Raw genomic sequence first — 12,278 nt, 5'->3', positions numbered from 1 at the left:
GCCGAACGCCGCCGTGGGGAGACGGGTGAGGACCCTTGCGCGGCGTACGACCCCGCCGGTGACGCCGGGCCCTGGCCCGGGAGCCTCCCGCACGTCTCCTCCGTTGTCTCTCTGGCATCAGACGTCCCATGGAGCCGCCACGTCATGAGCACACCTCCACCCCCGGCGAGATCCGGAAGGTACGGCCTGGTCGCGGCGTTCCAGGAGGTAGAGGTCCAGCTGTCGGGGTCGCCGATGCAGAGGAACAACTTCGGGTGGAAGGAACTTGAGCTGCCGACGGAGCTTCTTCGTGTTGCGCTTGGCGATCACGATGCAGTGGGCCTGCCGGTCGAGCAGGTGGACGGCGTGGTCGTGCCGGGTGTGCATCGCGTCGCTGGTGACGACCGTGCCGGCCAGATCCTCGAGGGTGTCGAGCAGAGGCCGGAAGCGGGTGATCTCGTTGGTCTTCTCACCGACATCCATCTGGGCCAGGATCAGTGCGTTCACGTGGTCGCAGGCGGCCAGGAGGTGGATCCTCCGTCCCTTCGCGCGGGCCGCACCCCGCAGCGACTTCCCGTCGACCGCGAGCCCTCGCAGCCCTTGTCCCCTGGTCTGCCGGTCCGCGAGCCAGGCTCCGACCGCCCGGTCCAGGGCATCCGCATCGATTCTGGCGAACAGCCGCCGGATCGTGGATTCCGCGGGCCAGGACCGTTTCGGGACCAGCGGGTCGACGGCCGTGCCGAGCCGTTCGAGCAGGGCCGGCGGTGCGTCGGCAGGCACGGGCGGCCCAAGGTCACAGAGCGTAGAGAACTCCATGATCGCGGACTTCCGTGCCTGCTGTGTACCGAACCCCGCCCATCATGACGAGACGTCAGCAACCGGGCGCCGGCCGACTGCACCGAAGTCCTGACCGAAGAGGGCGCGGCAGTACGCAACTTCCGGTTCGCGCTCCATCCAGATGTCGCCGGTGGGGGTCTTCGTTGTTGCGTTGTCGGACCATCCGGTTGGTTTCCGCCGCGCTCTCCGCGATGCACGACGAATGGATCACCTCACCTCACCCCCCGAAGGCGATATGGGCGATATCTACCGCAAACTCTCTTTTAGTGCCTCCGTGCTATCCAACGCACCGAAATGCAACCGCCAGTTGATCCCCAACACCATGACAAGGGACACTACCTGGCGGATGCGTGTTCCCGACCGAGTGGCACTCGCTTCAATATCCTCCCATGCAGGTCATCGGAGGCCATCTGCCCAAAGACTACTGGGCAGTTGACCTCAGGGTTTCGTGATAGCGTCCTTACTCGAAGGGACAGTGCAACCTGAAAGGGAAATCGTGAACACGGAGAAGATCACCGCTCGCCGCCTCTCGCTGGAAGAGGTGACGAAGCTCGGCGTGAAGGACAGGGTCTTCGTTTCCGCCGACACGGCAGAACTCAAACTTCCCGACTGCTACGTCCCTGCTTTTCTGACCAAGTCCGGTGAGGAATTCGAGGGCGGCTCGATCACGACGAGAACCGTATTCCAGGAAGAGGTCTCCTGCCTTCCCGACGACGAGAATGAAGCCGGAATCTACTTGGCCGACGAGAACGGCTCGGTGACCATCGAGGTCCTCCAGTCCGCCGGCGTCGTGCTGGACCTGGCACTTTTCGTCCCTGGTGGGGACAAGGGGGCCCTCACGGCCCTTTACGCTGCGGCCCGGCAGGCGTTCGGCGCCGATGTCGTGCAGATCTGGCGCCAGGGCCTCAAGGAGGTTCCCGACGTGAAGGTCGACATCTTCGAGGAGCAGATTCCCCGGGGGCGCAAGGCGAGCGACAGCCCCAAGCGTGACCGTCGCGCGATCGACACCTACCCCACCCGTGCGGACTTCATCGAGTTCTCCGCGGGGTGGAAGCCGGTCGTTGAGATTCACAGGCCGATTGTTGACGACACCCCGACCATCTGAGGCGGCGTTACCCCTCGTCTCGGCCCGAAAAGCGTTTCGTCCCGGCAGGGTTGTCCGGTTCGAGGTTCGGGTGTCGCGCCAGTCCGGGGTGGATTCGCGGGTGAGGCGTCGGTTATAAGGTCGATCATGGCGACGTGGATCACGGCTTCGGAGCGATGGGGGTGGGTTTCGCAGTCGCGGGCGGGGCAGCGGTGGCGCATGAGCCGGCCGGAGGTCCGTTCGACCACCCGGCGTCGCGGGATCACCTCGAAGCCTTTGGTCGCGGGGTCGCGTCGGACGACTTCCACGTCGATGCCGAGGCGGGCGCCGTGTTCGATGGCTTTGGTGCGGTAGCCGGTGTCGGCCCGGGCTCTGGTCACGCGAGGGTGGGTGGCGGCGATGCGGGACATCAGGTGCATGCCGCCGGCGTTGTCGGAAACGCTCGCCGCGGTGCCCCGGACGGCCAGGAGCAGGCCGAGGGTGTCCACCCCGATATGGCGCTTGCGGCCTGCGATTTCCTTGCCGACGTCGATGCCCTGGCCGGCCGCCGGCACATTGCTGGAGGTCTTCACGTTCTGCGCGTCCAGCACGCAGGCGGTCGGCTCGCCGTCGCGGCCTTCGGCCTGCCGGGCCAGACGTCGCAGGAGACCGTTGAACTGGTCGAAGACACCTTCCCTCGACCGGGCGGCGAAGTAGCCGTAGACGGTTTCCCAGGGGGCGAAGTCGTGTGGCAGGCAGGTACCCGCCGGGGGATGTCGGTGCGGTCGACGTAGAGGATGGCGTCCATGATGCCGCCGCAGGTCGTGCTCGGGCGGGCGGCGTCGATACACGTCGTGGTCGTGACCGCGGTCGGCGTACAACAAGCGACGGCACCGTCACGCTGTTGAGTCCGCGAGTGCCTGGCGGTGTGCCGGGGGCCGGGTGCCGGCTCCGGACTCAGCCCACGGCGGGCGGGCCGACGACGCCGGTGAGCTGATCCCGGATGGTGAAGCGGACGGTCGTCCCTGCGCGGTATTCGGTGGCGGTCATCAGGTGGCGGCGGGACCTGAAGTGGGTTGAGATGCCGCTGAAAGCGACCGGGAACTGCTGGGCTCCGCCGACGCTACGGAAGCCTTTCATGGCGCGTTCGCGCTGCCGGGTGGGCTGGTGACGGTGCTCCGCCCGGTCGTTCAGCCCTTGTGGGAACGGTGCTCGACGGAGAGCACGACCTCGCGGTGGGCCGCGCCGTAGGAACGCAGCTTGTCGGTGACGACCACCCGCGGCACCGCACCGGTCCTCTTCAGCAGCCTGCGGAAGAAGCGCCCGGCGGCGGCCTTGTCCCGCCGGCTCCGCAGGAGGACGTCGAGCACGGTGCCGTCCTGGTCGACGTCCCGCCCCAAGTACTTCAGCCCGCCGCTGATCTTCACGAAGACCTCGTCCGGGCGCCGTTCGTCCCCGGGCCGCCTGCGGCGCAGGCCGTTGGCGTGAACCTGCCCGGACTTTTTCCACCAGCGCCGGACGGTCTCGTGGGAGACGATCTCCACCGGGTACCGGTGCCCCTTGTACGACAGTGACTGTCCACGGACGCCCCCTGCCGGCATGACCCACCGGAAGATCGTCCCAGGCCGGTCAACCAACGTGACAACGCCCGCTGCGGATCCGGGCGCGGGCCGGTGCGGACACGGCGGAGGGCGTCGCCCGCGCGGTCGTCGGCTTCGCCGCACAGTTCCTCACTGAGGACCACGAGGACGTCACCGCCACCCTGCGCCGGCTGGAGGTCGTCGGCCCGGGCCAAACCCTTCCGCGTAACCCTTCCCCCTTCAAGGCGTTCTACTGATCAGACGTCCGTCATTCGGTGCTGTGAAGACCGCCCGCAGACTGCCTCACCTTCCACGAACTCCTCCGAGTGGTGCAGGCGTTGAAGGTGGGACAGGGCCGGGGAAAAAGGGAGCGGCCACGTGTGCGTTGTCGGCGCCAAGCTCGCCACCAACCGTCGTCACCGCGACCAGGGGCATCGCGCACGGTCGCCCCGGCTCTCAGGGGCCCTCATATGTGCCGGTGCTCTCCTGCTGCTCTCCTGTTCAGGGCAGGGACCGGATGCAGGCTCGGACCGTCCGCCGACGTCATCCCTGAAGAAGGTCGGCGCGGCGGTCGAGCAGGCCAAGGTCCTGCGTTGGAAGGGGTCTTGGCACTACGACGGCTGGCTTCCGGCGGGTTCGCCGGGCGCCCCCGCGTCAAATGAAGTCACGGCCGACCTGCGCGCCATGGGCAGCGGCGACGTCTTCGGTACCCTGTCCGCCGATGGTCATGACGTTCAGATCATGTCGCTCGCGGGCGCGGCACTGTTCGTCAAGGCCGATCGCGTGATGTTGCAGATGATGGGCGTCGAGGAACCCAAGGCGCACGCCGGCCGTTGGATCGAGCTCCGTGGATCGGCCGACACCCGAGAAGTGCTCGGGCTGAAGCCGGCCCGGCTCGCCCCTTCCCCGCTCGCCTCGTCCCTGGTGTCCGCGGCCAAAGCCACCGGTGCGGCCAAGGAGAGCACGCCGCCGGCCCCCTCCCCCGCTGCCCGGCGATTCCCGCGACCGGCCGGGGTGCCCGCCGACGCGGCACCTGTCGCCGTCGTCGGAAATGCAAACACCAGGTCCGGCGTCTACTGGGTCACGGCTGCTGCACCGCACCGGCTGCTCGGCTACTCGGGACTCGACGTCATGCACGACAGCGACGGTCAGCCCCACGAGTCCATGTTCGACACTGTGGCGAAACTGTCGGTACGCACGGAGAACGCGGCGACCGCGCGCGGTACCTACACGGACATGCGCTCGGTGATCCGCTCCCTGCCGTCCGTCGTGCCGATCAGTGCCGAGCCGACCGAAGAAGAGGTCTCGGACACCGTCGACGAGGAGTGCGGGGTGCTGTGCCACACCGCCACCGTGACCGTCAGCCTGACGAACCGTATGCCGCATGAGTCGGTCACCGCTCGATACACACTCGAACTCACGGCCGTCATGCACAAAGACGAAGAGGGCTACCGGATCGGCGATCCCCTTTATAGGGACATCGGTTCTTGCACCGTCCGGCTGCCCACGGCCAAGCCCGGTGCCACCGTCCAGGGCGCCTGCACGGTGGGTGGTCCCAAGTTGCGGAAGGCAGTCGAGACGGCGGGTACGGTGCACGGGTTCGTGCAAATGACCTTCCAGACCGAGGCGACCCGTCAGGTCGACGGCATCACTGGCCCCAGCCGCTCCAAGGACCTGTTGCAGAAGCTCGACTCCCGTGCCGACCACGTCCTCGGCACGAACTGACCGGGCCGCCCCGGCTGCACGAGGCCGCACGTCGCAAGCCGTATACCGCGTCCGGCCCCAGCCGCTGACGTACCCGGGAAAACCGTCCACATGCGGCGCCGTCCGAGGGAGGAACCATGGCATTCGCTGCGCACGAGGACGACCCGGCCGACGGGCCGGGAGACCGGGACCGGACAACGGCGCAACAGACAGTGCCGTGCGAGCCCGAACTCGGCCCCCGTCCCTATGTGCGCCTCATGACAGCCGTGGGGGCGATCGGGGCCGTTGCCGCAGGCGTCGCCGCCCTGCTCGGCCTCTCCACCGTTCCGGCGCTGCCGTTTCCCGTTGATGTGCCGACCCCGCCGGGGATGACGGACCTGCCGAGCGGCCTGCCAACCGGTCTGCCGGGTGGCCTGCCGACCGACCTGCCGAGCAGGCTGCCCACCGGCCTCCCGACCCGTGGTCCCGAGGCGCCGCCGACGGGCAGCCTGCCGACCTCTGTTCCGAGCCTTCCCACGTCGTTCCCCAGCCTGCCCGACCTCCCACAGATCGGCGGTGCATCATGACCACGCCATCCCAAGCCGTGCCCCCCGTGCCGCCCAGGCCGGCCGAGCCGCCCGGGTACGCGTCCCGGCCCGGACTGGTCGGCGCGATCACTGTGGCGCTCGTGCTGACCGGGATGTACCTGGTCGCCCAGGTGGTCGCCTGGGCAGCACCCGAACCCATCTCACGCTCCGTCTTCGTGAAGCACTTCCTGCTGCCGGAGCCGGTGCCCTTCCGCGTGACGCGGATCCTGCTCCCCATCGGGTGGGGCGTCGCAGCCCTGCTCGGCCTCGTACTGCTCATCCGCCCCGACAGCGCACCGAAGGCGCATCACACGCCTGGCTCACCGCAAGCGCCGCACGCAACCGGCCCGTCGGAGGCGGGTCGTGCACCAGGTGTGCGGAGTGTGCAGACGGTCCAGGCCTGCCGGCTGGGCATTCTGGGTGCCCTGCTCTCACCCTTCGCGATCATGCCGTTGTCCGTCATGGGCAGCAATCTGCCGCAGCTGCTGCTCTGCCTGATCCCCACGCTGGCAGCGCTGCTCCTCGTCCACCGGGTCCAGCTCTATCGGCGGATGCCCGGATGGCTGCTGGCGTCCGGTTTCGGGTGGGGCGCGCTTATCGGCGGCGGATTCGGCCTCGTCATGATCACGTGGATGCAGCGGTCCGTGCCGGGGTACTTCATGTCCGGCTCCTGGGAACGCCCCCTGGACGGAGTCCGTGAGCTCTACACCCTGTTCCCCTTGCACACGGCGGTCGTGACCGAGCTCGGCAAGGCCGCCGGCGTCGCCGTCCTCTTCATGCTCTTCCGCCGCCACATCGACGGAGTAGTCTCCGGGGTGGTCCTGGGCGCGGCCGTGGCACTGGGGTTCAACCTCACGGAAACCGCCCACTACCTGGACCTCGTCGATTCCGATCACCATTTCACCCAGCTCTGGGACCGGCAGGTGGTCGGACTGCTCACCACACATGTGGCGTTCACCGCGCTCGCGGGTGCCGGGATCGGCGCGGCACGCTGGCTGCCGGCGCGCCGGGACCGGCTACTGGCGATCGGGGGTGGGCTGCTGGCGGCGGTGGGCGGCCACTTCGAGACGGATGTCGTACTGATGCATCTCGACGGGCACAGGGCCTACTGGTTCGCCGACGAGACCCTCGGACTGCTGGTCGGTATCCCGGCGATGACGGGCATCACCTCGGGGGTGTTCGCGGCACTGTACATGGTGATCCTCCACCGCGGTCTCAGGGCTCAGGCGGCAGGTCTGACCCGTGCGCTGCGCGACGAGGCGGCATCCGGCCTCGGCGCCGTCACCGAACCGGAGATCGGCCTGCTGCTCTCCCCGCGCCGCCGTCTTCTACTGGAACTGCGGGTATGGCGCCGCGACGGCACGGCAGGGCTGCGCCACCTCCTGCGCTTTCAGCAGGCCCAGCTCGACCTCGCCGTCCAGCGCTGGCACCACGAACGCCCCGGCACCGACTCCTTCATCCCGGAGGAGGAGAGCCTCCGGGGACGGGTCCTGGAGCTGAAGGGCATGCCCACGTCCTCGCATTCCCCTTCGATGCCCGACCGGAAGGCCCTGTCATGACCGGTTCTCCTGCCATGCGGCTGTTCACTCCGGCCACCGCCACCGCAGCTCTCGTCCTCGGCACACCCTCGCCCGCCTCGGCACAGTGTGCGGCCCCCACTTACCACGGCGGTATTCCCCTTTGGATCGGTGAGTGCCCCGAGGCAGTGGCCGGTGGTGCCTCCGCCGTCGTGTGGGCCGTGGTCATCGCGGTTGCAGGGCTCTGGATCGCCCGCGCGCTGTCCCGGTCGGACCATGGCGAGACCACCGACCTGCGGCTGATCGACCGGGTCTTCGAAGGGGAGCCCACCGACACCGAGGTCGAATCGTGAAGCGGCCTGCCGGTGTTCCGCTGCATGCCCTGACGGCCCTCATGCTGATGCTCGCGGCGGCCCTGCCCGCACCCGCCGCTGTGGCAGAGGCCAGGAACGCCGATGCCTCCGACGTACGCGGGACCCCGGTGGAGGATCTGCATCAAGACCCGATCGGACGCATGGCGTATGTCGAACGCAGGGCCAGGCATCTGGGAAGTCCGGGGGAGACGAGAAGGGTTCTGGCCATCGGGTTCGTGGACATCACCGGGTTTGATGACCTCCTGACCAAAGGATATGAGGTCTTCGACTCCGCGGAGCTCAAGCAGAGCAACCCGGCTCTCCACCGGCAGCTCCGGCTCGACGAGCGGCCCAGGATCGATCGCTTCATGACCATCGCGAGGACCAACGATCGGTCGGTCTGGCGAAAGAACGAGCTCGTCCTGCAGGGTAAGCATGCGGAGGAGCGCGTACTGAACGACGTCATGAACTTACACGTGCCGGCCAGCCGCCTCTTCGCCGTCTACGCCGACTTCTCCCCCTGCATCACCAAGTGCAGCCGCCAGTTGCCACCAGAAGCCGACGTGTTCTTCGGGACGGTTTACAGGAAAAGCGGCTACACGATGAAGCTGGAGAGCCTCTTCACCGAGGCGTCGGGCGCGGCAGGACGGGACCCGGCCTTCCAGGAAGAGGTAGCGGCGGCGAAAGTGCGTTTGGAAGATCTCAAGGAGGCGAACTCCAGGCGGAGGTACGACGAGGCCAGGCGCAAGAACAAGACCGCCCGGAAGATGAAGCGGCTTTTCCGCACCGAACAAGGTGGCGCTTGCGGTCAGCAGAACCTCGCTGTCCGGTTGACACTCGTGCCACAGTCCGCCGCCAAGGGACCCCACTGCGGCGCGGGCCCCGGCACGGCCACAACCGGCCTCCTCAAGGCTCTGACGGAACCTGCCTCGAAGATCGGCGGCATCGACTTCTCCAGCATGCGACTGCGCTACCTGTCGGACCCCGGTGACGGCAGCGGACTGCAGTACTCGTTCAGTGCCCGGAGCGACCCCATGCACGGCGATCTGCGCACCTCCTCCGGCCTGGAAGCCGCCCGGCAGACCTCCGATGCCTTCTTCGTCTGGCTCTCCCTCAGCCCTCAGGATTTCTGGGTCAACCTCAGCCCCGACGAACCCGACCGTATCGTCGACGACCAGCTGGGCCGCACAGACGCCGGACGCATCCTGCTGGAAGCCGATCTGCAGATGAAGAAGACCGTAGGCAAGCTCATCCATCCGCACACCGCGCTCGGCAAGCGCTACTGGGACGGTATCCGGGGCGACTGCGTGTCCTCCCGCAACTGGATCGTCCCCGCGCCCGCGTCGGTCCACCAGGACGGCGACAAGCTGTACATCCTCGACGCGCCCCTCGACGTGAAGATGGAAGCGCATTACGTGGCGGCCTCCGGACGTCCTGCTGACACCCCCACCTGCCCGCGTCAGGACCGGGCGACCGAGGAGCACAACGAACGCCTGGAACGAACTCTGGTACTGCCCAGGCTCAGGAAGGCCATCAATACCGCTCCCGAGTACGCCGCCCTGCGCCGCGTCTACCTCGCCCGGGTGGCCGCCGAGTGGTACCGCGAACTGAGCACCACGAAGGCCACCACGTACGGCGAGCTCATGAACTCAGGGGACATCACCGACTGGCCGGTCACCGGCGACTGGACGCCACAGGACACCTTCGACAAGGCCGTCGAGTCGTACACCAAGGGCGAGTACACGGTCACCGACCGGACCATCAGCGGCGGCACGGCCCACGTCAGGAGGTACGTATACGGCGGGGTCGACTTCATCAGCGTGCCCGTCCGCAAGCTCTCGAGCAATGCGTTCGGAGCGGACTTCGCCACACTGCCCGTGAGCGTGGACCGCTCCCTCCACGCCCCTTCCTTCACTGGCCGCGATGACACGGTCTGGCTTGGCGCTCCCACTCCCCGCCAGGCGGCCACCGGCCTTGGACCGACGCAGAAACCCGTGTCCGCGGGCACCTGGGCGATCCGTCTGCTACCGGCGCTGATCATTCCCGTGGCCCTGCTCCTGTGGCGCCGCCGACGGCGCTTGAACACCCGCTCTGCCAGCCCCCTGCGCCGCGCAGCGACGGGCGGGCCGCCAAGACGCCCGTAAACGCCCGCACCACCCTCTCCTCCGGCGGCGCGGCCTGCGCCTGCCGCGCCGCCCCGCGAACTCCTTCTGCCTAGAGGCGTGCCAACCACCCTGCGCAAAAATCAACGTCCCGCTCAAGTCGAACCCACAGCCGCCGGCCAGGCCCTGCGCCGCAAGGTCGAAGACCTCTGGTGCCGACTCGAGGACTGCGCCACCAGTGACCTCACCGAAGCCGAGCGCCACGAGACCCTCGCGGTCCTGGAGCGCCTCGAACGCAACCTGGCCACCCATGCCGATGCCCCCAACCGTCCCCGCCCACCGGGCTCCCACCGTCTGACCGGCCGCGGTCACGCCCTCCTCCCCGTCCTGTACGACCTCGCGACCTGGGCGAAGGACTCCCGCTCATCGAGCGCGGACGGCGCGGCGAGATCGTCCAGGCCCTGCGCGAGCTCGCCCGGCTCAACCAGTCGCACCGGGCGCTGGTGCGGCTGTACACCACGCTGGCGGCCGAGGCCGTCGAACCGGATCACGCGGACCACGAGTACTTCCGGCGCCGCAACGACATCGTCCGGATTTCCCTGGTCATGGCCGTCGACCGGGCACGTGAGTGCGGCAACCTGCCGCCCGGCCCTCCCGCCGAACAGGTGGCGGCCGGGATCATCGCCGTCATGGACGGCCTCCAGCTCCAGTGGCTGCTCGACCCCGGCTTCGACATGGTCGCCGCGTTCGACGCACACCTGCAGATGATCGGCGCACGCCTTGCCCCGGACGCCTGACCCAGCCGTACGTCACGGCGTCGCTCCGACGGCATCGGCTTCCTCGGCACGCTGAGGTGAGACCCTCCGTACCGGTCACCGGGTCGGTGATGTCGGGCCTCCACCCCCTGGCGACCTCGCCCCGGCCAGTGCCGCGCACGCGGTGAGCGCCGGTACGACGGCCAGGGCGTGCCGTACTCCGCGCGGATCACGCGGGTCGGGTACTTCGGTCAGCCGTTCCAGCGGACCCGGCGCGTCTGCGGGTTCGGCCCGTGGATGGCCGCGGGGTCGGTCAAAGGCAGGCGGGACCGGCGATGATCCGTCGGCAGGCACGGTCTTCCACTCGGATCACGGGGCGTCGAGAACTCCGTGATCTCGGGAGTCCGTGCCCGTCGTGCTCTCCAGGAGTCATGAGCAGGCAGGAGCCGGGCCCCGGTCGACCGCCGGCTGGGCAGGGAACTGAGCAAGCGGCAGCTCAACACGTCGTCCGAGGCCGATCTCCTCCGCCTCGTCACGGGTGACCATCGCGAACACTCCGCTCGGGACGCCTGCAAGACCGGCCGCGCGAGACGCCACGGCCAGGAGATCCTCCTCGGCGGCCCCGGTGATGAAGAAGACGTACGCCTCACCGTACTCCTCGCCGTCGTCCTGCACCTCCGCCGCCTCCTGCTCGGCGAGGAAGTCCTCGACCTGGTCGATCCACGGGAAGAGACAGGAACCCTCCGCAGTGCCCGCGGCTTCCCGAAGGGGCACATGGATCTCAACAACAATCTCCATGAGGCTCATTGTCGCTGTTTCCACGGACCGGACCCGTCGCCTGCCGCGCCTGAGCGCCCGCGCCGGGCGCGCATGGCTCAGTCGCCGTACAGCCAGCTGTCGTACCCGGCGTCATCCACCAGGTGGTACAGGCCGAAGGCGCCGGGGAACAGCACCAGGGCCAGCACCCCGATCCGCAGCAGGACCGGGGCCGCGACGGTCACAGGCCCGGCCTGGCCCCTGACGGTGCGCCAGTCGCGACAGCGCCGGATGTCTCCCCCGCAGGCCCACCAGAAGAAGAGCCCGATGAGGATCCCGACCACGGCCACGGCAGCGGCGAACCCTCCGGCGACGGCGAGGAACGTCGTCCGGTCGTTGTGGTCGCCGACGAACAGGGAGGCCAACCCGAGCAGGGGCACTGCGGCCAGCCCATACAGGGCCCCGCGCGCCGCCACATCCCGGATCCGGAGCAGGGGGCGGATGATCGCATCCTCGGTGCGTATACGCGGCACCGTACCCCGGCGCCGTTCTGGCCACCACCGGCCTGGCCGTCCTCGTCCACGGATTCAGCCGTTGCGACGAGACCGGTTGGAACGCAGCCGGCACGCCGGCCCTGCCGGCCGCCGCGGTGATGCTGCTCGCCGCCTTCACGCTACGACCGCACTCCCCCGGCGTGCGCAGGGAACCGCCAACCAGGTCGGGGCTGGGGCGGTCCGGCCGGGCCTGTGGTCGCGGTAGGGGTCGGGTTCCCGGTCAGGCCGCGTCGAGCCGCCTGTGCCGCCGGCCGGGCGTGCGGAGCGTGCCGGCCGCTTGCCTGCCGCCGGGGATCGGGCGCAGGTGCCGGCGGCGTGCGTGGCGGGGTGGCTGTGCGGTGCGGGTGAGCCATTCCTCGATGCGGCTCGTGGTGTACAGCAGTGCTGCCATGACCGGCAGCAGCAGGCACGCGGTCAGGATCACCGGTTCCCCCTTTCCCGGGAGGCGACCTGTGGACGGGTGCCCTCGTCCGGTCCGGCGATGGCGTGCGGGTGTGAAGGTCCTGTGCCTG

12 protein-coding genes and 2 pseudogenes are annotated in these 12,278 nt (G+C 68.8%); 7 read left to right on the top strand and 7 right to left on the bottom strand.

Translation table 11 applies throughout. The annotated features are described in order from the left end of the window. Window positions 1-117: 117 nt before the first annotated feature. Window positions 118-759, bottom strand: coding sequence for an ISAs1 family transposase (locus tag ACFY3N_RS17105; RefSeq protein ID WP_390817482.1), 642 nt, complete (start codon window positions 757-759; stop codon window positions 118-120). Between the two features lie 553 nt (window positions 760-1,312). On the opposite strand from ACFY3N_RS17105, the gene ACFY3N_RS17100 reads away from it, so the two are divergent. Continuing rightward, window positions 1,313-1,921, top strand: coding sequence for a hypothetical protein (locus ACFY3N_RS17100; RefSeq protein ID WP_390817481.1), 609 nt, complete (start codon window positions 1,313-1,315; stop codon window positions 1,919-1,921). A gap of 69 nt (window positions 1,922-1,990) precedes the next feature. Here ACFY3N_RS17100 and ACFY3N_RS17095 read toward each other — a convergent pair. Further along, window positions 1,991-2,718, bottom strand: a pseudogene (locus ACFY3N_RS17095) (IS5 family transposase); the annotation flags it as partial. Between the two features lie 118 nt (window positions 2,719-2,836). Further along, window positions 2,837-3,480 (bottom strand): annotated as a pseudogene (locus ACFY3N_RS17090) (IS6 family transposase). Between the two features lie 357 nt (window positions 3,481-3,837). On the opposite strand from ACFY3N_RS17090, the gene ACFY3N_RS17085 reads away from it, so the two are divergent. From ACFY3N_RS17085 to ACFY3N_RS17065, 5 genes are all read left to right on the top strand, one after another. After that, the gene (locus ACFY3N_RS17085; RefSeq protein WP_390817480.1) at window positions 3,838-5,184 is read left to right on the top strand and encodes a hypothetical protein; all 1,347 of its coding nucleotides are present in this window, start codon (window positions 3,838-3,840) and stop codon (window positions 5,182-5,184) included. 116 nt (window positions 5,185-5,300) lie between these two features. Next, window positions 5,301-5,729: a hypothetical protein gene (locus tag ACFY3N_RS17080; protein ID WP_390817479.1), complete on the top strand. Its 429-nt coding sequence runs from the start codon at window positions 5,301-5,303 to the stop codon at window positions 5,727-5,729. After that, the gene (locus tag ACFY3N_RS17075; RefSeq protein ID WP_390817478.1) at window positions 5,726-7,288 is read left to right on the top strand and encodes a PrsW family glutamic-type intramembrane protease; all 1,563 of its coding nucleotides are present in this window, start codon (window positions 5,726-5,728) and stop codon (window positions 7,286-7,288) included. The genes ACFY3N_RS17080 and ACFY3N_RS17075 overlap by 4 nt, the downstream gene beginning before the upstream one ends. Further along, entirely contained in the window at window positions 7,285-7,599 is a 315-nt protein-coding gene (locus ACFY3N_RS17070) for a hypothetical protein (RefSeq protein WP_390817477.1), read from the top strand. Before ACFY3N_RS17075 ends, ACFY3N_RS17070 begins: the two co-directional genes overlap by 4 nt. Then, a complete protein-coding gene (locus tag ACFY3N_RS17065; RefSeq protein ID WP_390817476.1) occupies window positions 7,596-9,743 on the top strand; it encodes a hypothetical protein in 2,148 nt (715 codons plus the stop codon). The genes ACFY3N_RS17070 and ACFY3N_RS17065 overlap by 4 nt, the downstream gene beginning before the upstream one ends. Before the next feature lie 326 nt (window positions 9,744-10,069). On the opposite strand, the gene ACFY3N_RS17060 is transcribed toward ACFY3N_RS17065, so the two are convergent. Beyond that, complete coding sequence (locus tag ACFY3N_RS17060) at window positions 10,070-10,195, bottom strand: hypothetical protein (RefSeq protein WP_390817475.1); 126 nt, start codon at window positions 10,193-10,195, stop codon at window positions 10,070-10,072. 9 nt (window positions 10,196-10,204) lie between these two features. On the opposite strand from ACFY3N_RS17060, the gene ACFY3N_RS17055 reads away from it, so the two are divergent. Beyond that, a complete protein-coding gene (locus ACFY3N_RS17055) occupies window positions 10,205-10,498 on the top strand; it encodes a TetR family transcriptional regulator C-terminal domain-containing protein (protein ID WP_390817474.1) in 294 nt (97 codons plus the stop codon). A gap of 387 nt (window positions 10,499-10,885) precedes the next feature. Here ACFY3N_RS17055 and ACFY3N_RS17050 read toward each other — a convergent pair whose 3' ends face one another. The 3 genes from ACFY3N_RS17050 to ACFY3N_RS17040 all read right to left on the bottom strand — a co-directional run bounded on the left by ACFY3N_RS17050 (window position 10,886) and on the right by ACFY3N_RS17040 (window position 12,190). Beyond that, window positions 10,886-11,254, bottom strand: coding sequence for a hypothetical protein (locus ACFY3N_RS17050; protein WP_390817473.1), 369 nt, complete (start codon window positions 11,252-11,254; stop codon window positions 10,886-10,888). Between the two features lie 77 nt (window positions 11,255-11,331). Next, window positions 11,332-11,745 (bottom strand): DUF6336 family protein, encoded by a 414-nt coding sequence (locus ACFY3N_RS17045; protein WP_390817472.1) that lies wholly within the window; start codon window positions 11,743-11,745, stop codon window positions 11,332-11,334. A 241-nt stretch (window positions 11,746-11,986) separates the two neighbouring features. Next, window positions 11,987-12,190 carry a hypothetical protein gene (locus ACFY3N_RS17040; RefSeq protein WP_390817471.1) on the bottom strand — a complete coding sequence of 68 codons (204 nt, stop codon included), beginning with the start codon at window positions 12,188-12,190 and terminating at the stop codon, window positions 11,987-11,989. Window positions 12,191-12,278 lie beyond the last annotated feature (88 nt).

It is taken from the genome of Streptomyces sp. NPDC000348 (assembly GCF_042898795.1).
Lineage (GTDB): Bacteria > Actinomycetota > Actinomycetes > Streptomycetales > Streptomycetaceae > Streptomyces.
This window is presented reverse-complemented; position numbering and strand designations above follow the sequence as displayed.